The organism is Ruegeria sp. AP7 (assembly GCF_056539905.1).
On sequence record NZ_JBQFVT010000004.1, the window covers coordinates 103,382 to 129,251 of the forward strand.

At 56.8% G+C, this 25,870-nt stretch carries 31 protein-coding genes; 21 read left to right on the forward strand and 10 right to left on the reverse strand.

Going from position 1 to position 25,870, the window contains the following annotated elements; genetic code table 11:
• Positions 1-112: 112 nt before the first annotated feature.
• From ACR0KN_RS09720 to ACR0KN_RS09735, 4 genes are read left to right on the forward strand one after another with little or no spacing between them, the layout of a single operon-like run.
• Positions 113-613 (forward strand): type III secretion system chaperone family protein, encoded by a 501-nt coding sequence (locus ACR0KN_RS09720; protein ID WP_480653134.1) that lies wholly within the window; start codon positions 113-115, stop codon positions 611-613.
• 33 nt (positions 614-646) lie between these two features.
• The gene (proC, locus tag ACR0KN_RS09725; RefSeq protein ID WP_260022971.1) at positions 647-1,462 is read left to right on the forward strand and encodes a pyrroline-5-carboxylate reductase; all 816 of its coding nucleotides are present in this window, start codon (positions 647-649) and stop codon (positions 1,460-1,462) included.
• The gene (locus tag ACR0KN_RS09730) at positions 1,455-1,793 is read left to right on the forward strand and encodes a tRNA-binding protein (RefSeq protein WP_170472910.1); all 339 of its coding nucleotides are present in this window, start codon (positions 1,455-1,457) and stop codon (positions 1,791-1,793) included. The genes proC and ACR0KN_RS09730 overlap by 8 nt, the downstream gene beginning before the upstream one ends.
• Entirely contained in the window at positions 1,793-2,743 is a 951-nt protein-coding gene (locus ACR0KN_RS09735; protein WP_480653137.1) for a 2-hydroxyacid dehydrogenase, read from the forward strand. The genes ACR0KN_RS09730 and ACR0KN_RS09735 overlap by 1 nt, the downstream gene beginning before the upstream one ends.
• Here the strand turns inward: ACR0KN_RS09735 and ACR0KN_RS09740 are convergent.
• The gene (locus tag ACR0KN_RS09740) at positions 2,740-3,318 is read right to left on the reverse strand and encodes a thymidine kinase (protein ID WP_480653139.1); all 579 of its coding nucleotides are present in this window, start codon (positions 3,316-3,318) and stop codon (positions 2,740-2,742) included. The two genes, ACR0KN_RS09735 and ACR0KN_RS09740, sit on opposite strands and share 4 nt — an antisense overlap.
• A 358-nt stretch (positions 3,319-3,676) precedes the next feature.
• Between ACR0KN_RS09740 and ACR0KN_RS09745 the strand changes: the two genes are divergently transcribed.
• Entirely contained in the window at positions 3,677-4,138 is a 462-nt protein-coding gene (locus tag ACR0KN_RS09745; protein WP_170472887.1) for a hypothetical protein, read from the forward strand.
• Positions 4,139-4,242: 104 nt separating this feature from the next.
• Here ACR0KN_RS09745 and ACR0KN_RS09750 read toward each other — a convergent pair whose 3' ends face one another.
• Entirely contained in the window at positions 4,243-4,941 is a 699-nt protein-coding gene (locus ACR0KN_RS09750) for a hypothetical protein (protein WP_480653141.1), read from the reverse strand.
• A gap of 175 nt (positions 4,942-5,116) precedes the next feature.
• Complete coding sequence (locus ACR0KN_RS09755) at positions 5,117-6,241, reverse strand: beta-ketoacyl-ACP synthase III (RefSeq protein WP_480653143.1); 1,125 nt, start codon at positions 6,239-6,241, stop codon at positions 5,117-5,119.
• 154 nt (positions 6,242-6,395) lie between these two features.
• On the opposite strand from ACR0KN_RS09755, the gene ACR0KN_RS09760 reads away from it, so the two are divergent.
• Genes ACR0KN_RS09760 through ACR0KN_RS09770 form a run of 3 tightly spaced genes read left to right on the forward strand, consistent with a single transcriptional unit; the run spans position 6,396 to position 10,949 of the window.
• The gene (locus tag ACR0KN_RS09760) at positions 6,396-6,863 is read left to right on the forward strand and encodes a MarR family winged helix-turn-helix transcriptional regulator (protein ID WP_170541280.1); all 468 of its coding nucleotides are present in this window, start codon (positions 6,396-6,398) and stop codon (positions 6,861-6,863) included.
• On the forward strand, positions 6,860-7,897 hold the full coding sequence (locus tag ACR0KN_RS09765) for an efflux RND transporter periplasmic adaptor subunit (RefSeq protein WP_480653145.1): 1,038 nt from the start codon (positions 6,860-6,862) through the stop codon (positions 7,895-7,897). The genes ACR0KN_RS09760 and ACR0KN_RS09765 overlap by 4 nt, the downstream gene beginning before the upstream one ends.
• A 10-nt stretch (positions 7,898-7,907) precedes the next feature.
• Positions 7,908-10,949 (forward strand): efflux RND transporter permease subunit, encoded by a 3,042-nt coding sequence (locus ACR0KN_RS09770; RefSeq protein WP_480653147.1) that lies wholly within the window; start codon positions 7,908-7,910, stop codon positions 10,947-10,949.
• Here ACR0KN_RS09770 and ACR0KN_RS09775 read toward each other — a convergent pair whose 3' ends face one another.
• Positions 10,950-11,399, reverse strand: a complete 450-nt coding sequence (locus ACR0KN_RS09775; RefSeq protein ID WP_480653149.1) for a VOC family protein — start codon at positions 11,397-11,399, stop codon at positions 10,950-10,952.
• A 63-nt stretch (positions 11,400-11,462) separates the two neighbouring features.
• A complete protein-coding gene (gene carB / locus ACR0KN_RS09780; protein WP_480653151.1) occupies positions 11,463-14,807 on the reverse strand; it encodes a carbamoyl-phosphate synthase large subunit in 3,345 nt (1,114 codons plus the stop codon).
• A gap of 177 nt (positions 14,808-14,984) precedes the next feature.
• On the opposite strand from carB, the gene ACR0KN_RS09785 reads away from it, so the two are divergent.
• The 4 genes from ACR0KN_RS09785 to aspS all read left to right on the forward strand — a co-directional run bounded on the left by ACR0KN_RS09785 (position 14,985) and on the right by aspS (position 19,237).
• On the forward strand, positions 14,985-16,112 hold the full coding sequence (locus ACR0KN_RS09785; protein WP_480455809.1) for an aminodeoxychorismate synthase component I: 1,128 nt from the start codon (positions 14,985-14,987) through the stop codon (positions 16,110-16,112).
• Positions 16,067-16,714 carry an aminotransferase class IV family protein gene (locus tag ACR0KN_RS09790; RefSeq protein WP_170779547.1) on the forward strand — a complete coding sequence of 216 codons (648 nt, stop codon included), beginning with the start codon at positions 16,067-16,069 and terminating at the stop codon, positions 16,712-16,714. The genes ACR0KN_RS09785 and ACR0KN_RS09790 overlap by 46 nt, the downstream gene beginning before the upstream one ends.
• The gene (locus tag ACR0KN_RS09795) at positions 16,711-17,382 is read left to right on the forward strand and encodes a CPBP family intramembrane glutamic endopeptidase (RefSeq protein ID WP_480653153.1); all 672 of its coding nucleotides are present in this window, start codon (positions 16,711-16,713) and stop codon (positions 17,380-17,382) included. Before ACR0KN_RS09790 ends, ACR0KN_RS09795 begins: the two co-directional genes overlap by 4 nt.
• 79 nt (positions 17,383-17,461) lie before the next feature.
• Complete coding sequence (gene aspS / locus ACR0KN_RS09800; protein ID WP_480653155.1) at positions 17,462-19,237, forward strand: aspartate--tRNA ligase; 1,776 nt, start codon at positions 17,462-17,464, stop codon at positions 19,235-19,237.
• Between the two features lie 232 nt (positions 19,238-19,469).
• On the opposite strand, the gene ACR0KN_RS09805 is transcribed toward aspS, so the two are convergent.
• Positions 19,470-20,186 (reverse strand): response regulator, encoded by a 717-nt coding sequence (locus tag ACR0KN_RS09805; protein ID WP_480653157.1) that lies wholly within the window; start codon positions 20,184-20,186, stop codon positions 19,470-19,472.
• A 135-nt stretch (positions 20,187-20,321) separates the two neighbouring features.
• Between ACR0KN_RS09805 and mce the strand changes: the two genes are divergently transcribed.
• Positions 20,322-20,726 carry a methylmalonyl-CoA epimerase gene (gene mce, locus ACR0KN_RS09810; protein WP_010441821.1) on the forward strand — a complete coding sequence of 135 codons (405 nt, stop codon included), beginning with the start codon at positions 20,322-20,324 and terminating at the stop codon, positions 20,724-20,726.
• A 5-nt stretch (positions 20,727-20,731) separates the two neighbouring features.
• A complete protein-coding gene (locus ACR0KN_RS09815) occupies positions 20,732-21,007 on the forward strand; it encodes a DUF1467 family protein (RefSeq protein WP_170472854.1) in 276 nt (91 codons plus the stop codon).
• A gap of 1 nt (position 21,008) precedes the next feature.
• On the opposite strand, the gene ACR0KN_RS09820 is transcribed toward ACR0KN_RS09815, so the two are convergent.
• The 3 genes from ACR0KN_RS09820 to ACR0KN_RS09830 form a co-directional block, all read right to left on the reverse strand.
• Positions 21,009-21,707 carry an EI24 domain-containing protein gene (locus tag ACR0KN_RS09820; RefSeq protein ID WP_480653159.1) on the reverse strand — a complete coding sequence of 233 codons (699 nt, stop codon included), beginning with the start codon at positions 21,705-21,707 and terminating at the stop codon, positions 21,009-21,011.
• Positions 21,704-22,282 (reverse strand): nitroreductase family protein, encoded by a 579-nt coding sequence (locus ACR0KN_RS09825; RefSeq protein WP_010441824.1) that lies wholly within the window; start codon positions 22,280-22,282, stop codon positions 21,704-21,706. The genes ACR0KN_RS09820 and ACR0KN_RS09825 overlap by 4 nt, the downstream gene beginning before the upstream one ends.
• 137 nt (positions 22,283-22,419) lie before the next feature.
• Entirely contained in the window at positions 22,420-22,668 is a 249-nt protein-coding gene (locus tag ACR0KN_RS09830) for a hypothetical protein (protein ID WP_170541244.1), read from the reverse strand.
• A gap of 120 nt (positions 22,669-22,788) precedes the next feature.
• Here ACR0KN_RS09830 and ACR0KN_RS09835 point away from each other — a divergent pair, with 120 nt between their 5' ends.
• The 5 genes from ACR0KN_RS09835 to ACR0KN_RS09855 all read left to right on the forward strand — a co-directional run bounded on the left by ACR0KN_RS09835 (position 22,789) and on the right by ACR0KN_RS09855 (position 24,718).
• Positions 22,789-23,490 carry a M48 family metallopeptidase gene (locus tag ACR0KN_RS09835; protein ID WP_480653162.1) on the forward strand — a complete coding sequence of 234 codons (702 nt, stop codon included), beginning with the start codon at positions 22,789-22,791 and terminating at the stop codon, positions 23,488-23,490.
• A complete protein-coding gene (locus ACR0KN_RS09840; RefSeq protein ID WP_480653164.1) occupies positions 23,490-23,858 on the forward strand; it encodes a YigZ family protein in 369 nt (122 codons plus the stop codon). The genes ACR0KN_RS09835 and ACR0KN_RS09840 overlap by 1 nt, the downstream gene beginning before the upstream one ends.
• A 67-nt stretch (positions 23,859-23,925) precedes the next feature.
• Positions 23,926-24,177, forward strand: coding sequence for a DUF6455 family protein (locus ACR0KN_RS09845; RefSeq protein ID WP_010441828.1), 252 nt, complete (start codon positions 23,926-23,928; stop codon positions 24,175-24,177).
• A gap of 15 nt (positions 24,178-24,192) precedes the next feature.
• Complete coding sequence (locus ACR0KN_RS09850) at positions 24,193-24,456, forward strand: DUF6455 family protein (protein ID WP_037321510.1); 264 nt, start codon at positions 24,193-24,195, stop codon at positions 24,454-24,456.
• On the forward strand, positions 24,449-24,718 hold the full coding sequence (locus ACR0KN_RS09855) for a DUF6455 family protein (protein WP_480653167.1): 270 nt from the start codon (positions 24,449-24,451) through the stop codon (positions 24,716-24,718). Before ACR0KN_RS09850 ends, ACR0KN_RS09855 begins: the two co-directional genes overlap by 8 nt.
• A gap of 3 nt (positions 24,719-24,721) precedes the next feature.
• On the opposite strand, the gene ACR0KN_RS09860 is transcribed toward ACR0KN_RS09855, so the two are convergent.
• Complete coding sequence (locus ACR0KN_RS09860) at positions 24,722-24,964, reverse strand: CDGSH iron-sulfur domain-containing protein (protein WP_010441831.1); 243 nt, start codon at positions 24,962-24,964, stop codon at positions 24,722-24,724.
• Positions 24,965-25,179: 215 nt separating this feature from the next.
• Between ACR0KN_RS09860 and ACR0KN_RS09865 the strand changes: the two genes are divergently transcribed.
• Positions 25,180-25,368 (forward strand): hypothetical protein, encoded by a 189-nt coding sequence (locus ACR0KN_RS09865; protein WP_010441832.1) that lies wholly within the window; start codon positions 25,180-25,182, stop codon positions 25,366-25,368.
• A gap of 134 nt (positions 25,369-25,502) precedes the next feature.
• Complete coding sequence (locus ACR0KN_RS09870) at positions 25,503-25,859, forward strand: diacylglycerol kinase (RefSeq protein WP_319545039.1); 357 nt, start codon at positions 25,503-25,505, stop codon at positions 25,857-25,859.
• The last annotated feature ends 11 nt before the right edge of the window (positions 25,860-25,870 follow it).

The window sequence follows — 25,870 nt, forward strand, 5'->3', positions numbered from 1 at the left end:
GCGTCGCACCATATTTAGTACAGACAGACTGGGGAAGCCCGGCTTGTAGAGCAGGCAACTAGCGCTGGGGCGCTGCCAGCCCCAAATTGCTAGAGATTAGTGAGGTGGCATTATGGCCCTTTCCGAGCAGTATCTCGAAGAAGACCTTCATCCGATCGACATTGTTGAACATCTTGCAGAACATCACGACTGGGATTTTGACCGGATCGGGGATGATCAGATTGCCATGGCCGTTGAAGGACAGTGGCGCACATACTCGATCACACTGGCCTGGTCGAATTACGACGAAACGCTGCGTATGGTGTGTTCGTTCGAAATGGAGCCTCCAGCTGAGCGCGAAACCGAGCTTTATGAATTGCTGAACAAGATGAATGATCAGTGTTGGGCCGGGGCGTTTACCTACTGGGCCAATCAAAAATTGATGGTCTATCGCTATGGCTTGGTACTGGCCGGTGGTCAGACCGCCAGCCCGGAACAAATCGATACCATGATCACCGCAGCGGTACTGAGCGCCGAGCGCTACTATCCTGCAATCCAACTGTTGACCTGGGGCAACCGTGATCCGGAAGAGGCAATGCAAGTCGCCATTGCAGAGGCTTACGGCCGCGCGTAAAGCTTTGCCCCGAACCATAGGGGAGGGGCAATCATGGATATCTCGCGCGTTGCCGAACAGGGGTTGGTGCTTCTGGGATGCGGCAAGATGGGTTCAGCGATGCTTGCGGGTTGGTTGGAACATGGCCTGCCCGCAGCATCGGTTTGGGTGATCGATCCTTATCCCTCTGACTGGCTGAAGGCGCAGGGCGTCAACATAAACACGCCCCTTCCCGAATCCCCGGCAGTGGTTTTGGTGGCCGTTAAGCCGCAAATGATGGGTGAGGCTTTGCCTGCCATTCAGGCGCTGGGCGGTGGCGATAGTCTGTTCATTTCGGTCGCTGCCGGCACATCTTTGGCCACTTTCGAAAACGTTCTGGGTGCGGACACACCCATCATCCGAGCAATGCCAAACACACCTGCAGCGGTTCGGCAGGGGATTACGGCGCTGATTGGTAATTCGGAAGCCTCGGATGCCGATATTGTATTGGCCGAGGGATTGCTTTCGGCGATTGGCGAAACGGTGCGCCTTGATGATGAGACGCAGATGGATGCCGTCACTGGCGTTAGTGGCTCAGGTCCGGCCTATGTTTTCCACTTAATTGAAACGCTGGCACAAGCAGGTGAAGCACATGGCTTGCCGCCTGAGCTGGCGATGAAGTTGGCCAAATCAACTGTCGCCGGGGCAGGGGCGTTGGCAATGGCCGCAGATGAGCATCCCTCGCAACTACGGGTCAATGTGACCTCGCCCAATGGCACCACGCAGGCAGCGCTTGAGGTGCTTATGCACGAAGAGGAAGGGTTCCCAGACCTGCTGCATCGTGCCGTCAAAGCCGCAACCAACCGATCCAAGGAGCTTTCTCGTGAGTGAGATCACATTCGACGAATTTCTCAAAGTCGACATTCGTGTTGGCGAGGTCGTCCGTGCTGAACCATATCCAGAGGCTCGCAAGCCCGCGATCAAGATGTGGATCGACTTTGGTGATGAGATAGGTGAGCGCAAGACGTCTGCCCAGATCACCGCCCATTACGACCCGATGACTCTGGTGGGCAAGCAAGTGATGGCTGTTGTGAACTTCCCACCGCGTCAGATCGGCAAGTTCATGTCCGAGGTTCTGGTGCTGGGTCTTCCGGACGAAAACGGAGAGATCGTCCTGATCGGGCCGGACGGAGAAGTTCCTACCGGGGGGCGGATGCACTAATGAAATTGCTGATTGCCCGCCCAATGACTGAGGCTGTCGAAGCCCGTGCCCGAGCAGAGTTCGACGTCGAAATTCGTGAGGCGACCTCGCCTCTGACACAAGACGAGATGGTGCGCGCGCTGACCGAATTTGATGTCGTTATCCCCACGCTCGGAGATCAGTTTTCGGCACAGGTGTTTGCCCAAACGTCTGAGCCACGCTGTAAACTGCTGGCAAATTTCGGCGTTGGCTACAATCATATTGATGTGGACGCTGCGCGGACAGCAGGCCTTTCGGTAACCAACACGCCCGGCGCTGTTACAGAAGCCACGGCAGACATTGCCATGACCTTGCTGCTGGCTACCGCGCGCCGTGCGGGCGAGGGGGAGCGTCTGGTTAGATCAGGCGGCTGGGAAGGATGGCACCCGACGCAAATGCTGGGCCATCATGTAAGCGGTAAGAAGGTGGGTATCGTGGGTATGGGGCGGATTGGGCAGGCGATTGCTCAACGCTGTCATTTTGGCTTTGGCATGAGCGTCGCGTATCAATCGCGCTGCCCAAAACAGGTGAATTTTCCAACTGAGTACTTCCCCAATCTAGACGCATTGGCGGCGTCTGTAGATTTTCTTGTATTAGCCGTTCCCGGCGGGACTGAAACGCGCCATCTGGTTAACGCCGAAGTGCTGGAGGCGATGAAACCCGATGGAATTCTGGTCAACATCGCACGCGGTGAAGTCATAGATGAGACAGCGTTGATTGCTGCTTTGCAAGAAGGGCAGATTGCTGGCGCCGGATTAGACGTTTACGAATTCGAACCCGAAGTTCCACTTACTTTGCGCGAGATGCAGAATGTGACGCTGTTGCCGCATCTGGGTACGGCAACGGAAGAGGTGCGCACCGATATGGGCCATATGGCGCTGGACAATGTGGCGGCATTTGTTGCGGGGCGAGCCTTGCCCAACCCGGTCTAGTCGCCGACAACCTCGCGCCAGTGTTTGCGGCAGAGCGAAACATAGGTCTCGTTCCCGCCGATCTGGACCTGGGCCCCTTCGGTGATGGCGTTCCCGTTCTCGTCCTGACGAATCACCATGGTCGCCTTGCGGCCGCATTCGCAGATGGTTCGCACTTCGCGCATCTCGTCAGCTAATGCCAAAAGTGTGGCAGATCCCGGGAAGAGCTTGCCCTGAAAATCCACCCGCAATCCGTATGTCAGCACGGGAACTTTCAGGTCGTCTACAGCACGCGCAAGCTGCCAGACCTGTTCTTCCGACAGAAACTGGGCCTCATCAATGAACACGCAGGCAATCTGCCCCTGTTTCAGACGGTTTTCGATCATGGCAAACACATCGTCGGCGGGGTCAAATTTATCCGCCTGTTCGGAAATTCCGATTCGCGAGGCGATCTGCCCCTCACCCGCGCGCCCATCGATGGCAGCGGTCATAAGATAGGTATCCATACCGCGTTCACGGTAGTTGTGCGAGGCCTGCAGTAACACGGTCGATTTGCCCGCGTTCATGGTCGAATAGTTGAAATAGAGCTTTGCCATGCCGTGGGTCTAATTCGCCTGATCGGTCTGGGCAAGCGGTCTCATGTACGGGGAAAGCGACGCCGCCGCTACAGCAGCAGAGGTCGAGCAGATGCTCTTGGGGATGGATAACCTCGCGTCCGCAACAGCGGCGTCTTCGGCCTATAGTTGGCCTATTTACTTTGCAAGGCGGTAATATTGCCCTGCAATCACTCTTTACCGGCACGAACGGCCGCCACTCACTCACAAAATCCCTGCATATCTGAGGGATAGTCAATTTATGGCATTTCAATTATGACTCGAATATGGGAAATTTCCCTACCCTTTCCCCCGGCACGGACAGGCGGGGGACAGGAGCGCAGGTAACAAGGGTAGCAACATGGCAGATATCGGGGCCTATCTGAAAAAGCACACCGAGGCATTGGTAAAGGATGTCGGGATCGAAGCCGCGTGCGAAATCACTGGTAAATCCAAAGCCACCCTGGGAAGATATTATTCTGATAATGCCGAACACGTTGACCGCTTCATGCCTGTGGATGCTGTTGCGCAACTGGAAAACGCCGCAGCTTACCCGCATGTCACCTCGGCACTGGCCGATTTGCAGGGTATCACCCTGTCTTATAACGGTCGGAATTCAGAAGGCCCTCGTACCGGTGGCGTGAATTCTGACGTCATTGCATTAAGCCAACGCTTTGCGATGCTGATGTCCGAATATCAGACCGCAATCGAAGATGGCATCATCACCGTCAACGAGGCAAAGCGCTTGCTGAAAGAGACCAGCATGCTGCAGCAGGTGCTGATCGAGATGAAGCTTCACCTTGAAGAAGAAAGCGTCAGCTGACGCATCCGCACTTGTTGGTGCTTAGTCTCTGCGTGGATTTGCAATGATTTCTTGTTGAAGAAGGCGGCACGCAGGCCGCCTTTTTTCGTATTGAGCCCCTTCATTCAGCCTTCGTCGTTGTTGGCATTCTTTCCACGCCCGGGGCTGGCCCCTTCTGAGCCATTCCCACTACCATTGTTGCCTTTGGCCCCGCCCTTTCCGGGCTTATCACCGCCATGGCCACCTTTGCCACCGCCCTTACCGGGCTTGTCGCCACCATTGCCGGGTTTGCCGTCACCCTTGCCGGGTTTGTCGCCACCTTTTCCGGGCTTGTCACCGTCATCACCGGGATTGGTGCCTCCATCGCCAGGGTTGTCTCCTCCATCTCCGGGTTCGCCCCCGCCGTTTCCAGGCGTATCTCCTTCGCCAGAACCAGGGCCTTCGCCTGTATTTGGTCCTGCGTCTTCATCTTTTTCAGCTACGGCAGACCTTAAATTCGGATCACTGCTGCGATCCTCCCCCGTCGATGCGCCAGTGACAGACGCAGTTGGAAGATCGACAAGCAAATTGGTTAGCCCTGGGCATAGCGCTGACGTGTTCTGCAAGATATCCGGCAGGTCCGAGCGTTTTTGCAGATGTTTGACAAAACCGGGCGTGACATGTGAGCAGTCGCAAAGCGTTCCATAGTCACCGCTATTCGCGGCGCTGCGCGCTGTGTTGACTGTACAGACCTGAGCCTCGGCAACAGCCGCGCTGCTGGACATGACTCCGATGAATGGCGCAGCAACCAGCGCGGTCATCCCAGTTTTCGTCGATTTTCCCATACCTTAGGGCTCCCATCAATACTCCACTCGGATGCCCGGGGCACCCGTGTATGAGGTGTTGATCGAAGATGAAGGATCGGTGGGGCTTATCTGAAGAAATTTTCAAGCAACAATTTCAGGCTGAAACGGTGCAGGCCGAGAGGAACGGGTAGGCAAAGAAATGAATATATGCCGTTTATTGGTGCCGCTTCACAATCACCGATCCTACGGAATACCCGGCGCCAAATGAGCAGATTAGCCCCACATCGCCATCAATCAGATCATCTGAGTGTTTCGAAAAAGCAATGATCGATCCTGCCGAGGATGTGTTGGCATAGTCTTGTAGAATATTAGGTTGCTCTTCCGCCTCAGGTTCACGGCCCAGAACCTTTTTGCCGATGAAATCATTCATAGTCTTGTTGGCCTGATGCAGCCACAGGCGCTTGAGGTTATCGCTGCTGATACCCTCGGCCTCCATATGGTCGCTTATATGTTTGCTGACCATGGGCAGCACTTCCTTGAACACTTTACGCCCGTTCTGCATAAACTGCATGTCGCGGCGATCCTTAACCCCATCTGGACGAGAGCGGCGAAGGAAGCCGTTATTGTTCCGGATATTGTTGGAAAATGATGTAGCGCAGCGGGTCGAGATGATCTCGAAATGCGGGCCATTTGCATTGTCACGGCGTTCGACCAGTGTTGCTGTGGCCACATCACCAAAGATGAAGTGGCAATCCCGGTCGCGCCACTCCAGATGGCCCGAACAAATCTCGGGGTTCACCACCAGCGCCGCACGTACCGTTCCAGAGCGCACCATATCAGCCGCCGCCTGAATGCCGAAGGTGGCCGAGGAACAGGCCACGTTCATGTCAAACCCGAACCCTTCGATCCCAAGTGCCTGTTGAATCTCGATGGCAATCGCCGGGTAGGCGCGTTCGTGGTTCGAGGCGGCGCAGATCACCAGATCGACATGCTCGGCATCGCGTCCAGCCTGAGCCAGGGCTTTGCGGCACGCATCCACGGCCATCTCGGTCATGATCCCCGGTTCGTCGTCGCTGCGCTGGCGCAGCGCGGGATGCATGATCTCGGGGTTCAGAACGCCGGTCTTATCCATCACATACCGGTTTTTAATCCCCGATGCTTTGACGATGAATTCTTCCGAGGAATGCTGCATCGGTTCCATCTCTCCCACTGCAATCGCATCCGCGTGTTCGGCGTTCATTCGGTCAGCATAGGCATTGAATGCTTTCACCAGTTCGGCGTTGGTGATGATGTTCTCGGGCGTATAGACGCCGGTACCGGTGATGGCAGGAGTGTACATGGCTGATCCTGAGTTCATGATCTGCACAAAATGCAGTCCCCACTGGTTTTGATCAAGATGTGTTGACCCAAGGGAATGCACGCGCGGCCGCTTCAGAACTTGAATAGTTCATTATTCGAAGTATATTTCGCCGCGATTCGGATGGAAGAGACCCATGTCTGACGAAATCAGCACCCGACTAGGCCGCCTCAGCCCTGAGATTCAGGCGATGATGGGGGTCTATGCGCTTTACTGGAAACTGGAAGAGAGCTTTGATTGCATCGAAACGGACCTGAGCCATCAGGAATGCCATATGCTGATCAAGCTGGATGCGCCCAAACGTATGGGGGTGTTGGCGGCAGATATGCTGACCGTGCCATCCACGATCACCGCGACCGCCGATGCACTGGAACAGGCGGGGCATCTGACCCGGCAGCGCGATCCCGAAGACCGGCGCGCCTGGCTATTGGTGCTGACCGAACAGGGCGAAGAGGCCCGCAACATGCTGGTGGCCGTGGCTGGTGAGCTGTTTCACAGCGCATCCGGTCTGAACACCGAAGAAACCGCCGAGTTTGCACGGCTGGCTCACAAAATCCGTGACAACATTCTGAAAACCGGAATTCCCGAGGGATTGACGAAATGAAACTCCTGACCTCTGTTTGCCTCGCACTGTCCTTGTTGACTGCCCCCGCCATGGCGCAAGAGCCTGCAAAGCCTGTGAAACTGATGCAGGTCAGCGAAACTTCACCCGGCTTTTCGCGTCAGTTCTTCGGCCGGATCGCTGCGCGACAAACCGTTGATCTGGCGTTTCAGGTCGCGGGGCAGATCGTCGAGATGCCTGTGACCGAAGGTTTTGTGATCCCCAAAGGTGAACTGATTGCCCGTCTCGATCAGGAACCGTTTGAGCTGCAGTTTGACCGCACTCGCCTGCAGAAAGATCAGGCGGACCGCACCCTTGCTCGTCTGTCTCGACTGCGTGGAACGGCAGCCAGCCAAGTGGCCGTCGACGATGCTGAAACAGCGGCGCAATTGGCTGCGATTGCGGTACGGGACGCCGAATATGCGTTGGAGCACGCAACTCTGACGGCTCCCTTTGACGCGCTGGTCTCAAGCCGCGCGGTTGAAGCTTTTACAACTGTTTCAGCGGGCACGCCCATCGTGCGACTCCATGATATGTCCGAACTGCGGATTGAGGTCGACGTGCCCGAAATCCTGTTCCAGCGTTCCGGACAGCAGGATGATATTACCATTACTGCTAAGTTCCCGGTTAGCGATGAGATTTTTCCGCTGGAAATACGCGAATTCGACGCAGAATCCTCAAGCGTGGGCCAGACGTTCCGCATCCAGTTTGGTTTGACCCCGCCAGAGGGGTTGCAAATTCTACCCGGCTCCTCCGTGACGGTTACGGTGCAGGTGCAGGACAAGCGTACCGGGATCATCATCCCGCCCACGGCTATAGTAGCTGATGCCAGTGGAGCACTGGGCGCGATGGTCTTCTCGCCGGTTGGTGCCGATGAAGGCACCGTACGCCGGGTTCCCGTGACGATTGAACCCACCCAGAGCGGCGATGTCCGCGTACTCACCGGCTTGACCGATGGCGAAGAAATCGTCGTCGCCGGTGGTGGTGCGCTATCCGACGGACAAACCGTCCGCCGCTTTGTCGGCTTCTCGAACTGAGGGCGGTTTCATGAGCATCGCACGCGCTTCGATCGACCGGCCGCTTTATACGTGGCTGTTCATCCTGATTGCCTTGTTCGGCGGCATCTGGGGCTTCACGTCGCTGGGCCGCCTTGAAGACCCGGCTTTCACAATCAAACAGGCGGTGATCGCCACGCAATATCCCGGTGCGACTGCTGAACAAGTGGCGCTTGAAGTCTCGGAACCGCTGGAATCCGCCATTCAGCAGATGGGCGAGGTGGATGTCATCACTTCGGTCAATCGGCCCGGCCAATCGCTGATCGAGGTCGAGATCAAGTCAACCTATGACGGCAGCGAATTGCCCGACATCTGGACCCGCCTGCGCGCCAAGGTGCGCGATGCGGCACGCGGACTGCCCTCGGGCGTCGGTGTGCCCTATGTGAATGACGGGTTCGGGGATGTGTTTGGCCTGTTCTATGCGGTGACGGCAGATGGGTTCTCGGACGCCGAAAAGCACGAACTGGCCACCTTCCTGCGCCGCGAATTGCTGACGGTCAGCGGCGTGGCTGATGTCGAAGTGCAGGGTCTGCCGGACGAGGCGATCTTTATCGAGCCCGACCTGTCGATCTCGGTCAATCAGAACGTGCCCTTACAGGCGATCAACGAGGCCATCGCAAATGCGGATTCAGTCAACGCCTCGGGTTCATTGCGGTCGGAAGGCGATCGGACAACGATCCTGACGGCCGAAGGCTCGGACAGCGTGTCGGCCATCGCCGGGCTTTCGGTTGGATCGCAGGGGCAGGTGATCAACCTGTTCGATATGTCCGATGTCTATCGTGGGCGGCAGAACGATCCCGATATCATGATCCGCTTCAACGGGACTGAGGCCTTCACGCTGGGTATCGCTGGGCTGGCCACTGAAAATATCGTCGAAGTTGGCCAACGCGCGGATGCAAAACTGGCCGAGTTGAATTCTGAGATTCCCTTTGGTGTCGAAATCCTGCCCATTTATCAGCAGCATGTTGTTGTCGATGAGGCTTCGAACGCATTCCTGCTGAACCTCGCCATGTCAGTCAGCATCGTGGTCGCTGTTCTGGGCATTTTTATGGGCTGGCGTGCGGCCATCGTCGTGGGTTCCACCCTGTTGCTGACCGTTGTGGGCACGCTGCTTTTTATGTCGATGTTCTCGATCGAGATGGAGCGCATCTCACTGGGTGCTTTGATCATCGCGATGGGAATGTTGGTCGATAATGCCATCGTTGTGGCCGAAGGGATGCAGATCTCGATGTTGCGGGGCAAAAACTCTCGTGATGCGGCAGAAGATGTGGCCTCGAAAACGCAAATCCCGCTGCTGGGCGCGACGGTGATCGGGATTATGGCCTTCGCGGGGATCGGGCTCAGCCCCGATGCGACCGGTGAGTTCCTGTTCTCGCTATTCGCCGTGATCGGCATCTCGCTTTTGCTTAGCTGGGTTCTGGCGATCACAGTGACACCTTTGCTCGGCCACTATTTCTTCAAGCAGGGCAAAGAGGGCGAGATTGACGCCTATGGCGGCATTCTGTTCCGCGTCTACGGAGCAGTCCTGAACTGGGCGCTGCGGTTCCGTTGGCTGGTAGTGGCAGGATTGATAGCGATCACGGTCGCTTGCTTCGCAGGGTTCGGCCTAATGAAACAGCAGTTCTTCCCCAACTCAAACACGCCGCTGTTCTTCGTACACTACAAACTGCCGCAAGGCACGCCGATTGCCCGTACGGCGGAAGATATGGCTGTGTTTGAGGATTGGTTGGCTGAACGTGATGACGTCGTCTCAGTCGCCACGTTTGTAGGGCAGGGGGCCACGCGTTTTATGCTGACCTACGCCGCCGAGAAGCCCAACCCAAGCTATGGCCACATGATCATTCGCACCGAAACGCTCGACGATATCCCCGCCTTGCAGGCAGATCTCGAAGCATTCGGCTCAGCCCAGTTCCCCGAAGGTGAGTTCCGAACCAAGCGTCTGATTTTTGGCCCGGGCGGAGGTGATCCGATCCAGGCGCGGTTCTCGGGCAGTGATCCGGTTGTTCTGCGCCAATTGGCCGAAGAAGCCGTGCAAAAAATGTCAGCGGCTTCCCTGAATGCGCTGCATGTGCATCACGATTGGCGCGAGCAGGAACTGGCTGTGCAGCCAATCTATGCGACAGAACGGGCGCAAACGGCAGGTGTGTCGCGAGAAGATATTGCCGCCACGCTGCAGTTTTCGACCGATGGGATTACCGGCGGTGTTCTGCGCGAACGTGACCGCCAGATCCCGATTATCCTGCGTCGCCCGGCAGATGGAGACTATTCGATTGTCGATCAGGTGGTCTATTCCGATCAGTCGGAACGGTTCGTGCCGATTGAACAGATGGTGGATGGGTTCGACTATAAGGCGCTGAACACGTTGGTGCATCGCCGAGACCGGGTGCTGACCATCACGGTTGGCGCGGATATCCCTCCTGACATGACCGCCGCGCAGGTCCATTCCGAAGTGCGCAGCGCCATTGAAGAGATGGAACTGCCCATTGGCTACAGCATGGAATGGGGCGGAGAGTTTGAAGACTCGGGCGATGCGCAGGCCAGCCTTGGGCGGCAATTGCCGCTGAGTCTGCTAATCATGGTGCTGATTTCCGTGCTGCTGTTCAACGCGATCCGACAACCCATCATCATCTGGCTGCTGGTTCCGATGTCGGTGAACGGGGTGGTCATCGGATTGCTTGGGACCGGACTTCCGTTCACCTTCACAGCGCTTTTGGGGCTGCTCAGCTTGTCAGGAATGTTGATCAAGAACGGCATCGTACTGGTGGAAGAAATCGATCTGGTTCGCGCCACAGGCAAAGCCCTGCGTCCCGCGATTGTCGAAGCCTCGGTCTCGCGTCTGCGCCCGGTGATGTTGGCGGCGATCACGACGATTCTGGGGATGGCTCCACTGCTGACGGATGCGTTCTTTGTGTCGATGGCGGTCACGATCATGGGCGGTCTGGCCTTTGCCACCATCCTGACCATGGTTGCTGCGCCGGTTTTCTACATGTTGTTTTTCAACCGTGAAGAAAAGCGACGTCTGGCTGCCGGCTGATCAGCTGCCGGCATCCTTTTCGGGATCATAATGGTAATAGAAGCAGGATAGCTTGTTGCCATCAGGATCGCGCAGATAGGCCACATAGAATCCGGGCTCGTAATGAGGCCGGACGCCCGGTTTGCCTTCATCCGTACCGCCGTTTTCCAAACCCGTGGCATGGAAACGCCGGACCTGATCAGCACTTCTGGCGGGAAAGGCGATCATCGTGCCATTCCCGGTATTGGCGAGGGCTCCATCAAACGGTCTGCAGACCCAAAAGCCGGTGCCGCTGTCGGGATCGGTGCCCCAGCCAGCCCAGCCGTCGATCCATCCAGGCAGGCGCGGCTGACCAAGAACCGCGAAGATCGCATCATAAAAGCGGATGGCCCGCGGCAGGTCGTTGCTTCCGTATGTGGTGTAGAGGTCCATGAGCAATCCTTCCCCACCCATCATGTGGGCGACGGGCATGGAGGGGAAGAAAAAAGACCCCGGCTAAGGCCGGGGTCAATTCATATATTTCGTCGCGAGAGTTTAACCCTGCAGCGATTTCACCTCAACATCGCCTTCGGCCTGCGCCTTAATCGCCAGCGCAGCGGCGTAGCTGGCGGCGGCTGTGGTGTAGTATGGGATCTTGTCATACAACGCGATCGAACGGATTGAGCGGCTGTCTTCTACCGCCTGTGCGCCCTCGGTCGAGTTCATGACCAACTGCACGCCGCCGTCCTTCATCAGGTCGGTCACATCCGGGCGGCCTTCGTACACTTTGTTGACCACGCCGCACGTTACGCCTTCGCCGTCCAGCCAGCTTTGTGTGCCGCGGGTCGCAACAAGCTCAAAGCCTTGCTCAACCAAAACACGCGCTGCTTCGAGCATATCCGGACCTTTATCGGCATCCTTGATCGAGATAAACGCACGACCTGTGCTGGGCAGCACCATTCCGGCCCCCATTTGTGCTTTCAGGAAAGCGCGCGGGAAGTCGCGATCCCAGCCCATGACCTCTCCGGTCGAACGCATTTCAGGGCCCAGGATGGTGTCAACGCCAGGGAAGCGCGCAAAGGGAAGTACGGCTTCTTTCACCGAGAACCACGGCATATTTGGATCGGCCAGCGTCATCTGGTCGGCGATTTTGGTGTCGTCCACCGCCTTATAAGGTGGTCGCTTTGGGAAATCCGCCAGTTTTTCACCTGCCATTACACGGGCGGCAATCGATGCAATCGCACTGTCAGTCGCCTTGGCCACGAAGGGCACGGTGCGCGAGGCGCGGGGGTTCACTTCGATCAGGTATATCTCATCATCCTTAATCGCGAACTGCACGTTCATCAGGCCCACAACGTTCAGTGCCTTGGCCAGCTTGAACGCCTGATCCTTGATCTGTTCAATGATCTCTTTTGACAGCGAATAGGGCGGCAGTGAACAGGCCGAGTCACCCGAGTGAACGCCAGCCTCTTCGATATGCTGCATGATGCCTGCGACATGCACGTCTGTGCCATCGCACAGCGCGTCGACGTCCAATTCAACAGCCCCGGCAAGATAGCTGTCCAACAGCACGGGGCTGTCGCCCGAGACCACCACGGCCTCGTTAATATAGCGCCGCAGCTGGTCCATATCGCGCACGATTTCCATTGCGCGACCACCCAGGACATATGAGGGACGGATAACCAGAGGGAAGCCGATCTCTTCGGCAATTTCCAGCGCTTGCTCATCAGTCGAAGCAATGCCGTTCTTCGGCTGTTTCAGGCCCAGATCGTTGACCAGCGCCTGAAACCGCTCGCGGTCTTCGGCAAGGTCGATGGCGTCTGGAGTGGTGCCGAGGATCGGAATGCCTTCAGCTTCAAGCGCGTTGGCCAGTTTCAGTGGGGTCTGTCCGCCGAACTGAACGATCACACCGTGCAGCCTGCCGTTTTCCTGCTCTTTGGACAGGATTTCCATAACGTGCTCGAAAGTCAGCGGCTCGAAATACAACCGGTCCGAGGTGTCGTAGTCGGTCGAAACCGTCTCGGGGTTGCAGTTGACCATTATGGTCTCATACCCGGCCTCGGTCAGAGCGAAACAGGCGTGGCAGCAGCAATAATCGAACTCGATCCCCTGGCCGATCCGGTTCGGACCACCACCAAGGATGACGACCTTTTTGCGGTCGCTCGGGCGCGCCTCGCACTCAACCTCACCCATCATGGGGGCCTCGTAGGTCGAGTACATGTAGGGTGTCTGCGCTTCGAACTCAGCGGCGCAGGTGTCGATGCGTTTAAAGACAGCATTCACACCCAGATTGCGGCGGGCGCGGCGAACATTGTCTTCGTCGCGGCCGGTCAGATTGCCGAGGCGCGCATCCGTGAAGCCCAGCATTTTCAGCTTGCGGATACCGTCCTCGGTCACCGGCAGGCCGTCTTTACGAACCTGACGCTCGGCTTCGATGATCTCACGGATGCGGGCGAGGAACCACGGGTCGAACTTGGTGACGCCGAAAATCTCATCATCAGTCAGGCCGTGGCGCATGGCTTGGGCAATGGTGCGCAGACGATCTGGGGTTTGCTGGCTGATAGCCTTGATTGCGGCAGCTTTGTCGTCGGCTTCTTCCCAAACACCTACATTCAGGCCGGGGATTTCAATCTCATCAAAGCCGGTCAGGCCGGATTCCATCGAAGCCAGGGCCTTTTGCATTGATTCGTGGATCGTGCGGCCGATCGACATGGCCTCACCCACCGACTTCATCGCGGTGGTCAGGTAGGGCTCAGACCCAGGGAATTTCTCAAACGCGAATTTCGGGATTTTGGTGACGACATAGTCGATGGTCGGCTCGAACGAAGCAGGGGTGACCTTGGTGATGTCGTTGTCCAATTCGTCCAGCGTGTACCCAACTGCCAGTTTTGCCGCGATCTTTGCAATCGGGAAACCCGTTGCTTTCGATGCCAGCGCGGACGACCGGGAAACGCGGGGGTTCATCTCGATCACGACCATGCGGCCGTCATCCGGGTTAATCGCCCATTGCACGTTCGAGCCGCCCGTTTCGACGCCGATTTCACGCAGCACGGCAATCGAGTGATTGCGCATGATCTGGTATTCTTTGTCGGTAAGCGTCAGGGCAGGGGCCACTGTGATCGAGTCACCTGTGTGCACGCCCATCGGATCGACGTTTTCGATGGAACAGACGATAATGGCGTTGTCGGCGGTGTCGCGCACCACTTCCATTTCGTATTCTTTCCAGCCCAGCAGGCTTTCGTCGATCAGGATCTGACCCACGGGCGAGGCATCCATGCCCGAGCGGCAAATATGGATGTAGTCCTCGCGGTTATACGCCACACCACCGCCGGTGCCGCCCAACGTGAAAGCGGGGCGAATGATGGCGGGCAGGCCCACGGTTTCAAGCGTGTCCAGCGCCAGCGCCACGCCCGCGTCGAGGTCCTTCTTGCCGTCCTCATCCTTGGGCGCGGTCACGATTTCGGCCTTGGGGTTTTCGATACCCAGCCGGTCCATTGCTTCGCGGAACAGAGCGCGGTCTTCGGCCATTTCAATGGCGTCGCGTTTGGCGCCAATCATCTCGACACCGAACTCGTCCAGCACGCCCATCTCTTCCAGTGCCAACGAAGTGTTCAGGCCGGTCTGTCCGCCCATTGTGGGCAGCAGGGCATCGGGGCGTTCTTTTTCGATGATCTTGGCGACAACCTCGGGCGTGATCGGTTCGATATAGGTCGCATCGGCCAGACCGGGGTCGGTCATGATCGTGGCCGGGTTCGAGTTCACCAGAATGACCCTGTAGCCTTCTTCGCGCAGAGCCTTGCAAGCCTGTGCACCGGAATAGTCAAACTCGCACGCCTGACCGATAACAATGGGCCCCGCCCCGATGATCATGATCGACTGGATGTCGGTTCTTCTCGGCATGGCCTTGTTCCTTCGATTGTCCGCGAGTCGGGGCACCGCCCCAGCGCCCAAATTGTCCTGCGTTATAGGGACCGCGCGAAAAGGTGCAAGAGCTATCGGAAATGGGTTTAAAATTGCCGCTTTCCCCTCTTTCCCTCGGCGCGCTATTCTCTATACCGCGCAGCACGGCAAATGAGGATGCAATTGCGTATTCGTTTCGATCAAGGACCAGCCGGGCGCGGAACTCGTTTCGAGCGTCCAATCCGGATTATCCGCGCGGACAACGCGGAAGAGGTGCCCCAGGCTCTGGCGGCGCTTGATCAGGTGCGCGCGGATGGGGCTTGGCTGGCAGGATACGCAAGTTACGAACTTGGCTATGTGCTGGAACCACGACTCGCGGATCGATTGCCAGCAGGTCGTCGCCTGCCGTTGTTGTGTTTCGGGGTGTTTGATGAACCGGATCGCGTTGGCCTGTCACAAAATACTGGCGGTATCACCGAGTTTGAACCTCGTTGGGACGAGGCGCGCTACACCCAAGCCTTTCGATTGGTGCATGACGCCATCGGTGCTGGGGACATCTATCAAGCTAATCTCACTTTCCCGATAGACCTTGAAGTGACCGGAGACAGCGCCGCGCTTTACGCTACGCTGGCGGCGGGCCAGCCTGTTGGTCATGGCGCATTGGTCCAGCAGGATGGCTTGCCCGACTTGCTGAGCCGATCTCCTGAACTGTTCTTCCGTACCGATGCCGAAGGTCGGATCGAAACGCGCCCGATGAAGGGCACCCAACCGCGCAGCGAAGACCCGGTCGAAGACGAACGCCGCCGCGTTTTCTTGTCGTCAGACGGAAAGAACCGGGCTGAAAATCTGATGATCGTTGATCTGTTACGCAATGATATCAGCCGGGTGGCTTTGGCCGGGTCGGTAAAAGTGCCCGAGCTGTTCAAGGTCGAGACCTATGCAACCGTGCACCAGATGGTCTCGCTGGTGCAGGCGCAATTGCATGTCGGCGTCGGGTTGTCGGATATTCTGACGGCCCTCTTCCCGTGCGGCTCGATCACCGGGGCACCTAAGATCAGGGCGATGGAAATCCTGTCTGATCTTGAGCCGTGGCCCCGCGATGCCTATTGCGGCACCATTGGCTGGGCAGCACCGGATGGGCGATCTGAATTCAACGTGGCCATCCGCACTCTTATGGTTGAAGACGACAAAGCGACCCTGAACGTCGGCGGTGGGCTGGTCTGGGACAGCACTGCCCCTTCAGAATATGAGGAGGCGCTATGGAAAGCCCGCTTCGCCCACCAACTGAGCCTGATTTCCGTCTGATCGAAACTCTGGCGTTCCGGCCGGGGCAAGGGTTTGTTCGTCTCGACCGCCATCTGTCCCGCATGGCCCGCACAGCTGAGAAGTTGGGGATAGCGTTTGACCGAGCCTCTGCCCATCAAACTTTGGAGAATGCATCGCGGGAAACCTCGATGCGCTGCCGCCTGACGCTGGACGCACGTGGTAATTTTGAGCTGACAACCGGGGAACTTGCAGCCAACCCATCGGTCTGGCGTGTGGGTCTGGCGGATCGGAGGTTGTCCTCGTCGGATATCTGGTTGCGCCACAAAACGACCCGACGGGCCGTATATGACAGGGCGCGGGCAGAGCTGCCGCAGGGTGTTGACGAACTGCTGTTTCTCAACGAACGGGAGGAGCTTTGCGAAGGTACAATCACGAACCTGTTCCTGACCATGCCCGATGAAAGACAACTGACGCCTTCTCTGTATTGCGGTTTGCTTCCGGGTATTCTGCGAGAGGAATTAATTGATAATAAACTAGTTACCGAAGCAGTTCTAACCTTGAGCGATTTGCAAAACGCACAAGATATCTACTGTGGTAATTCCCTGCGGGGGCTGATCCGGGCGGAGCTTGTAGCACTTTGAGCAAAAACACCGAGTGGGTGGAAACCCCAGCAACCAACCAACGCCTCAGGATCGAGTTCATACTATTCTATGTCGCCGTCCCGGTCCTGATCGCGACTTTGTTCCCGCCGAGCTGGATGTTTCCTTCTCTCTTTGCGTTTACCGGCCTCGGCATTTTGCTTCTGCAGGATACGCCCGGATTCTCTTGGGCCGAGCTTCGATATGGTTGGCGAAACTGGTCGTGGACGGAAGTTGTTGCATTTGCCCTGTTCATGGCTGCCTTCTGTTCCGCCCTAGTATTGTGGGCACGACCAGATGCAGCCTTTGCTCTTCTGCTGTATCGCCCGGAGATGCTGATTTTCATTTGGGTCGGCTACCCGTTGTTGTCCGCTCTGCCGCAAGAGCTGCTGTTCCGCTCTCTCTTTTTCCGACGCTATCATTCGATCTTGCCCCAAGGCCGCACGGCCTATCTGCTGAACGCCGGGCTGTTTTCGCTTGCGCACCTGATGTATTGGAGCTGGGTCGTCGCGATCATGACCTTCGCCGGGGGCCTTCTTTTCACCTGGGGCTATCGCAAGCGAGGGTCATTCTTCTACGCTGTTCTTCTGCATGCAATTGCCGGCAATATTATCTTTGCGGCTGGGCTTGGCGTCTATTTCTACTCGGGCAACGTGCAAAGGCCGTTTTGACGGCGCGACCCGCCTTGACTTTCCTAGCCCAAAGGGGTGTATCGGCGCGACGAATTCTGCGCCCGAAGGGATATGATCCATGCACGCCTATCGCAGCCACACCTGCGCCGCTCTGACCGCCGCCAATGTCGGTGAAACCGTCCGCCTGTCTGGCTGGGTGCATCGTGTCCGAGATCACGGCGGCGTGCTGTTTATCGACCTGCGCGACCATTTCGGTGTGACTCAGGTTCTGTGCGATGGCGACAGTGCGGCATTTGCTGAGCTTGAGAAGGTGCGGTCCGAATGGTGTATCCGCATCGACGGTACTGTCAAAGCCCGCGACTCTGATCTCGTTAACCCGAAATTGCCAACAGGCGAAATCGAGGTTTACGTGCGCGAGCTGGAAGTTCTGGGCGCTGCCGATGAACTGCCGTTGATGGTGTTCGGCGATCAGGAATACCCCGAGGAAACCCGTCTGCGCTATCGCTACCTCGACCTGCGTCGCGAGGCGATGCAGCAGAACATGACCCTGCGCTCGGATGTTGTTGCATCCATGCGCCGCCGCATGTGGGATCAGGGGTTCCGCGAGTATCAGACACCGATCATCACCGCCTCGTCGCCCGAAGGGGCTCGCGATTTCCTCGTGCCATCGCGTCTGCACCCGGGCAAATTCTACGCGTTGCCGCAGGCGCCGCAGCAGTTCAAACAGCTGATCATGGTGTCGGGTTTCGACAAATATTTCCAGATCGCACCCTGCTTCCGCGACGAAGACCCGCGCGCTGACCGTTCGCCGACCGATTTTTACCAGCTTGACCTCGAGATGTCGTTTGTCGAGCAGCAGGACGTGTTCGACACCATCCAGCCCGTGCTAACCGGTGTATTCGAAGAGTTCGGAGGTGGCCGCAAGGTCGATCAGGAGTGGCCGCAAATCTCCTACAAGGACTCGGCCCTGTGGTACGGCACCGACAAGCCCGACCTGCGGAACCCCATTAAAATGCAAGTGGTCTCTGACCACTTCCGTGGGTCTGGCTTCGCGATATTCGCGAAGCTGTTGGAGCAGGACGGCACCGAAATCCGCGCCATCCCTGCGCCGAGCGGTGGCAGCCGCAAGTTCTGTGACCGTATGAACGCCTTTGCCCAGAAAGAAGGTCTGCCCGGCATGGGTTACATTTTCTGGCGGGATCAGGGCGAAGGTATGGAAGCCGCAGGTCCGCTGGCCAAGAACATCGGCCCCGAACGCACCGAGGCAATCCGTCAGCAATTGGGTATGGGCGTCGGTGATGCGGCGTTCTTCTTGGGCGGTAAACCGAAGGCCTTTGAAAAGGTCGCTGGCAAAGCGCGGGATGTGATTGGCGAAGAGCTTGGTTTGACTGAAAAAGACCGTTTTGCCTTTGCCTGGATCGTGGACTTCCCGATCTACGAGCAGGATGAAGAAACCGGCTCGATTGATTTTGAACACAACCCGTTCTCGATGCCGCAGGGCGGAATGGAAGCTTTGCAGGGCGACCCTCTGGACGTACGTGGGTATCAGTATGATCTGGCTTGCAACGGCTACGAGTTGGTGTCGGGTGCGATCCGGAACCACAAGCCCGAGATCATGTTGAAGGCCTTTGAACTGGCAGGGTACGGCGAAGACGAAGTCAAATCCCGCTTTGGCGCTTTGTTCAACGCATTCCACTACGGCGCGCCGCCGCACGGTGGCTGCGCCGCTGGTATCGACCGGATCGTGATGCTGTTGGCGGATGAGGCCAACATCCGCGAGGTGATGATGTTCCCGATGAACCAGCGCGCCGAAGACCTGATGATGGATGCACCCTCTGATCCGACCTCGGATCAGTTGATGGAGCTGGGTCTAAGAATCCTTCCGCAGGACTAAAGCCAACCGCTCGCCTTGAGCGGGCAGCTTTTGTCTTGCTGGTGGCAAAGACCCAAACACTCAGCGATGATTGCGAGATTGGTCGCGTATTGTAGAAGTACCTGCCACGGTTTAGTCGAACGGGCTCCCATGGTTTCGCCGCTTGCGGCGGATGGTTTTAGCGGTAAATCGTGTTCGGCGATAGAGCCATACACTCAGGATCGAGGCCGTTAAGAAGTAGGCAGTCAGCACGTCAGATTGCCTCCTGTCTTTCCAGGCGGTCTTGCACAAGGCCTGCGACTCTTGCGGTCTGTGCTGTCATCGGGGCACCTTTGGATTGCGACCGCGCAAGCTCATGCACCGCCTCTGCAAGCGTTGTGTCATTCGCATCTCGTGCAACGCTTTGCAGAAACTGCGTGGCATAGTCTAGCGTGCGTTGGTCCGTCGGCCCGGTGAGCACATCGGCGATATGGGCCATGTCGTCCTGATACGCCAACGGGTCCGGGTGAATGATATCGTCTTTGACCGTGCCGAGGTCACTGGGGCGCCGGTCCTCCGGCAAAAGCGCAAGAATAGCTTTCTGGAAATAAGCAACCGATTTGAGGGGTTTGGCCAGAAAGCCGTCCGCCCCTGCACTCAGGGCAAGTGATTGGGCGTTGTCATCGCCGGACAACCCCAGAATGACGCCGATTCGGGGAACTGCATGGGTCAACTCGGCAATCAGATCTGCGCCCGAACCATCGGGAAGACCCATATCAACAATCAGGACCGAAGGTCGGTAGATCTGCAAATGCCGCCGCGCCGATTTCAGGCAATCCGCCCGCCGAATACGCGCTCCGCTTTGCAGGCACATCAAGCGTATCGCGTCGCAAGCATAGCGGCTGTCTTCGACCACTAGGATGGTTTGGCCCAGTAGTGGCCGAATTTTGGTTGGCAACGCCGGAGAAGCGAAAGGTTCCGAATCGTCCATGGCAGAACTCCTGATTAGCAGATATCTCACGCTAGGAACTTCTGGCTAATACAGGGTTAACGCGCGTTTTGGCGCACTTGCCCTTTAGCCGGACAACCCCCATAACCGCCGCAGCGCAGAATGAAGGAGAGTTCCATGATCGGTCGCCTGAACCACGTTGCCATCGCTGTTCCCGACCTCGAGGCTGCCTCGGCCCAGTATCGCAATGCGCTGGGTGCCAAGGTCGGCGCACCTCAAGATGAACCAGATCATGGGGTCACCGTGGTGTTCATCGAATTGCCCAACACCAAGATTGAACTCTTGTATCCATTGGGTGAGAACAGCCCTATCAATGGGTTTTTGGAAAAGAACCCTTCAGGTGGTATCCATCATGTCTGCTACGAGGTCGAAGACATTATCGCGGCCCGCGATCATCTGAAAGAGACAGGGGCGCGGGTTTTAGGCTCGGGTGAGCCCAAAATCGGTGCGCACGGCAAACCAGTTCTTTTCCTGCATCCAAAAGACTTCAACGGCTGCCTGGTCGAGCTGGAACAGGTTTAACGCCTATGACCATCACTGCAGCTTTTGTTCTATTCGCAGTTATCTGGTTTATGACCCTGCTTGTGGTCCTGCCGATTCGCATCAAAACACAGGGTGATCTGGGCGATATTGTTCCGGGAACCCATGCCGGTGCGCCAGAAGTTCATCACATGAAGAAGAAGCTGTGGATCACCACAGGGATTTCAGTGGTTCTGTGGGCGATCATTGCAGGCATCATCATATCGGGACTGATCAGCGTAAGGGATTTTGATTGGCTGAACCAACTGGAACCACGCGGCTAAATTAGCGTCGGTCATTCGATAAGCCGTGGTAGATATGGGTGAAGGTCGCGGCACCTAGTATCGGGATCAGCAGGTTGACCAGCGGAACCGAGAGCGGAACTGCCATAAGGATGCCTGCGACCCAAATCGTTGCTGCATGTTTTGCCCGCAGTTTCCGTGCACCTTCGCGCCCCAGTCGACGCATGGCGGCCAACGTGAAATACTCTCGCCCCAATAGAAACCCGTTCATGCCCCAGAAAATGAACAACGCAAATGGGGTGAAGAATGCATAGAGGATCAGCGCCAGCAGGTTGGCGACGATCAAAACCCCCAAAAAGCTGAGCGTATCCCGCAGGGCGTCGCCGAATGGGATGCGAGTGGCAGGGGGTAGAGTGGGATAGTGCTTGTCCTCAACCGCCTGCGCGACCTCATCCAGAAACATAGAGGTAATGGCCGAGGCGACGGGGACCATCAGAAATACCGATAACACCATCATCAAAAAGAACGAGGAGACACTGAGCAGATCGTTCAGCCATGTCACCTCACCCAATATCGGCAGGGTGGCCTGATCGCCGACCAGTGCGTTTATCAGCCACAAAAAGCCGGCATAGGCAGCCACCAACAGCGCGAAGGTCAGGCCAACACCCAACAGAAGAACCTTGCGAAATCTTGGGTCGCCGATCTGACCCAGAGCCTGCAGAAATGACTGAACGATGATCATTCTGAGACCCATTGTGTTAGTGTAGTTACATCCGGGCGTGGCCGCTCAGGTGGGGCAGTCCCTTCAGTCGCAATGTGGATGAAGCCTGCTATTTTCTCATTTTTGGACAACCCCAGTCCTTGCTCGCAAAAGCTGCGGTTATGGGACTGCCAGCCTGAAAGCCAGTTCGCGCCCCAACCCGCAGCCAATGCCGCGTTCAACAATGCCAGACAAACGGCGCCTGCCGAATAGGTCTGTTCAATTGCCGGGATCTTTTCGGAAGGTTTCTGCACTTCGATGACGGCTACGGCCAGATGGCCCATGTCGAACTGGCTGCGTGCCTTGGCGATATCTTCGGCGCTTTTGCCCATGGCCAGACCGCAGGTTTCGGTCAGCGCCGCAAGACGTTGCATGGCCCCGTGTTCGATGACGACAAAGCGCCAGGGCTCAAGCTTTCCGTGGTCGGGGCTGCGCGCGGCAGCGATGAGCAAAGGCATCAACTCTTCCCGCGTCGGGGCTGGTGCCACAAGCGTCTTAGCTGGGCGCGATCGGCGCACCTGCAGAAAATCCAACGCAGCTTGGTTTTTCAGGGACATATGTTAACTTCCTTCACATGGGCAGTGCTTATGTCGGAGGCATGCCATCTTCTTTCAAGGGCAAATTGCCCCCTAAAAGGTGACTAATTCAATCGGAAAAGCGGCCTGAGATCAGATAAAGAGACGGAAGGGAACCGCTATTTAATGAAATCGTCGCTCTCACGAATCTGATAGACGCCTTCGGGCAAATCCAAAGCCGCCGCCAGATCGCGTACCTGCTCAGGTGACAAGGTGATTTTTTGTATCTGATCAGTTCGGGGGTCCAACTGCTCAAGCGTGACGCACTCGGCAAAGTTGTTGATGACGACGTCCTCTTGCAAAGGTTTGGCACCTTCGTCCACCAGAGTAATGACCGTCGAGTCGAATTCGTGTTCAATTGAAAACATACCGGTACAGTGCCTAGGCAGAGATCGCAATGCAACCCGTTGCAGCGGCATTCGGCAGTAGCCCAGGCAAGTTGGGCGCGTTATGCTTGCCTGCCGACAGGTTGACTGAAAGGAATAGGAATGCGCGGTTTTGCCTTGTCGCTGGTATTGCTGTTGGCGGCTTGCGGCTCTTCGTCCGTAATCGCGATTCCGGCAGCGGAATGGCAACCCTCATCACCGGCTCTTCGCGAGAAGGCACGGGAATTCGAGCAGGTCAGCCGCGCGGTTGCAGCGTCGGCTGAAAAGGAATGCCGCCGCCAGGCACGTACTGCCAATTGTGATTTTGCCATTCTGGTTGATCTGTCATCAAAAGCGCCAGCAAATGCATTCCAGACGCTGGACGAGGACGGGCGACCGTTGATCATATTCACGCGGCCGATGATTGATTCAACAGAGAACGCAGAAGAGATGGCTTTTGTCATGGGGCATGAAGCAGCCCATCACATTCTGGGTCACATCGCCCGACAAACGAAAAATGCCAAGGAGAGCGCGCGCATTTTTGGCGAACTCGCCCGCAAGCAAGGTGCAGATGATGCGGGAATTGAGCGTGCACAGGCTCTGGGTGCCGAGGTCGGGGTGCAGAACTATACGCGCGTGTTCGAGCTTGAGGCGGATCGTTTGGGGACAAAAATCACCCATGCGGCAGGATATGATCCAATGGTTGGAATGGCCTTTTTCCAGCGAATTCCAGATCCGGGTGACCGTTTCTTGGCGACACACCCGCCAAATGCTGAACGGGTCGAGGCGGTTCTGCAAACGGCCCGCCAGTTGGGATTGCGATAATGATTCAGCTAGACCGATTGGGCGTGGTGCTCAGCGATCGCGGGTCGAAATATGCAGTTACCGGTGCAAAGGTAATCAGCCGTTCCGATGTTGATGCAGTGCTAGCAGAGCTTAAATCCGACACGGCTTATGCCAAGGCAACGCACAACACTTGGGCCGCGATGTTGCCAACCGGAGCGCTTAAGGCCGACGACGGAGAATCCGGTGCCGCGATGGTCATTTTGCGGATGATGGAGCGCGCGGGTCTTTCGGATCACGTCATAATCGTGACGCGTTGGTATGGCGGCAAGAAACTGGGTGGAGACAGGTTCCGCCGGGTACAAGATGCCACCCGAGTGTATCTGGACCAGTTAGAAGCCGGGCATTGACCTGAGTCAAAGGCATCCTTTGATGCATGGGCTACCTTTTCTTCAGCGAGCAAAGAAAGGGAAACGCATGTCTGACCGAGCAACACTGCGACATCACGCAGGTCTGATGGATGAGATGGCTACAACGCTCGGGGTTGATCTGCAGGAGGCTGCGATTGACGGTGCCTTGCGATTTGATGAAATCTCGGACGCAGTACTGCGCTGTGCCCAATGCCCAAATCCGGGGCATTGCGCTGCCCTTTTGGACCAGGGCACCGACTTGGGCAGTGCACCGGAATACTGCCGTAACCAGGAATTGTTGAACAGGCTAGCGCCATAAAGGAGGAGCATGTTCATGCCGCAACTTGGGCGGATTATGCCGCATTTCCATCTAGTTCAGAGAATGGCGCGGGCAATTGGGGCAGATGTTGTGGCGGCACATCGGAATGGGCGTCTGGAGCAGCAAGACTGGGCTCAGATGATCCACGCATGCCGTGGTTGCGAATGGGCGCACGCCTGTACTGACTGGTTGCATAAGAACGAAAATGTAGAGAAGGCACCAGTCGCCTGCCCAAATCGGGCAATGTTTGCGGCCATTAAGGTAGGAAGCAATGGTTGAGCACGATCCTCGAACCCGACTGGGTGAGATCGAAAAACACTTTTGGCTGACACGATCGGTGGCGCGTTGCATGGGGATATCCCTGACCGAAGGAATGGCCGAGGGAAGGATCACGCCTCAAGAATACGCCCTGATGGTGACCCGTTGCCGTAGTGCCGAATGCAGCGAGCAATGCCAGTTTTGGCTTGCTGATCAGCAGAAAAAATCATCTGCAGCACCGCAATTTTGCGCCAATGCCAGTGCTCTGAACGATTTGGCCTGACCGTCAGAGCTTATTGTGCGTCCCGTCGCATAACGGCGGATTGGCGCAGTGCTTACAGCCACAAAAGAACACCTTCTTGCTGGCCTCAGCCGTGTATTTTACTGGTTCGAACGACGTGTCTTTGTGCGAACCGTCGCAAAATGGTTGCCGCTTGGACTTGCCACAGGCACACCAGAAATAGGTTTTTCCTTCGGTCACTTCGACCGGATAGGGCGATTTCTGGGCGATGATCGGGGCGTCTGACATGTGGCTACTCCGTCTTTAGCTAACGTCGAAGTCAGAGTTTAGGGTTCTTTGTCAAAAAAGGTAGTCTGCGAATGAAAACCCGCCTTCCAGCGTGGATTCGCCTTAATTCACGAAAGCGTTATCGATTCGGTTGCCATATGAAATTCTTGGTCCTATTCTGATACCGGCCCCGAAAAACTGGGCAATATCAGAAAAGTAATAGAGGATTGATGGACATGAAACTGAAATTTGCTGCTATCTGCGCCACGGCCGTTGTACTGACTGCGTGCTCGCAGCAAGAGGAACCGACCCCGGTCTATATCCAACCCGACTATGACAAGTATGGCACGCCCAGCTGTTCGGCAGGCTACGAACTGGCCACGACCGAGGCGGGTCAGACCGTGTGTAATCCGGTCACGCAATAAGCTTTTCGCAGGCGGTCCATATATTCGGACCGCCTGCACACTCAAGCTGCTGCCGCCGCCGAAAGGCGGTTTTTTCTTGCCTTTTTGCCGCAGGTCGCGAACGTCGGTTCAGGTGGAATTGATCGGAAAGGCCTATGCGAAAATTATTTGATCACCTGAAAGATCGCACTCGCTGGAGTTGGCAGGGCCTATCAGCTACTTGGCGCGAAGAATATTCGTTTCGGGCTTGGGGCTGGGCAAATCTTGTTTCAGGCGCTTTGGCATTCCTACTTCCGCTCGATTCCGCTGAAAAAGCGTTGATCCTTGCGCTTGGGATACTGGTATTGGTGGCTGAACTGTTCAATACAGCCATCGAACGAACAGTCGATCATACCTCGACCGACCACCATGTGCTGGCGGGGCAGGCCAAGGACGCGGCAAGTGCAGCAGTGGCACTTACTGCTGTTGCCGCTGGTGTTGCTTGGGTCGTGATTCTGTTTGGGCTGCTGTAATCCGGGTCTCG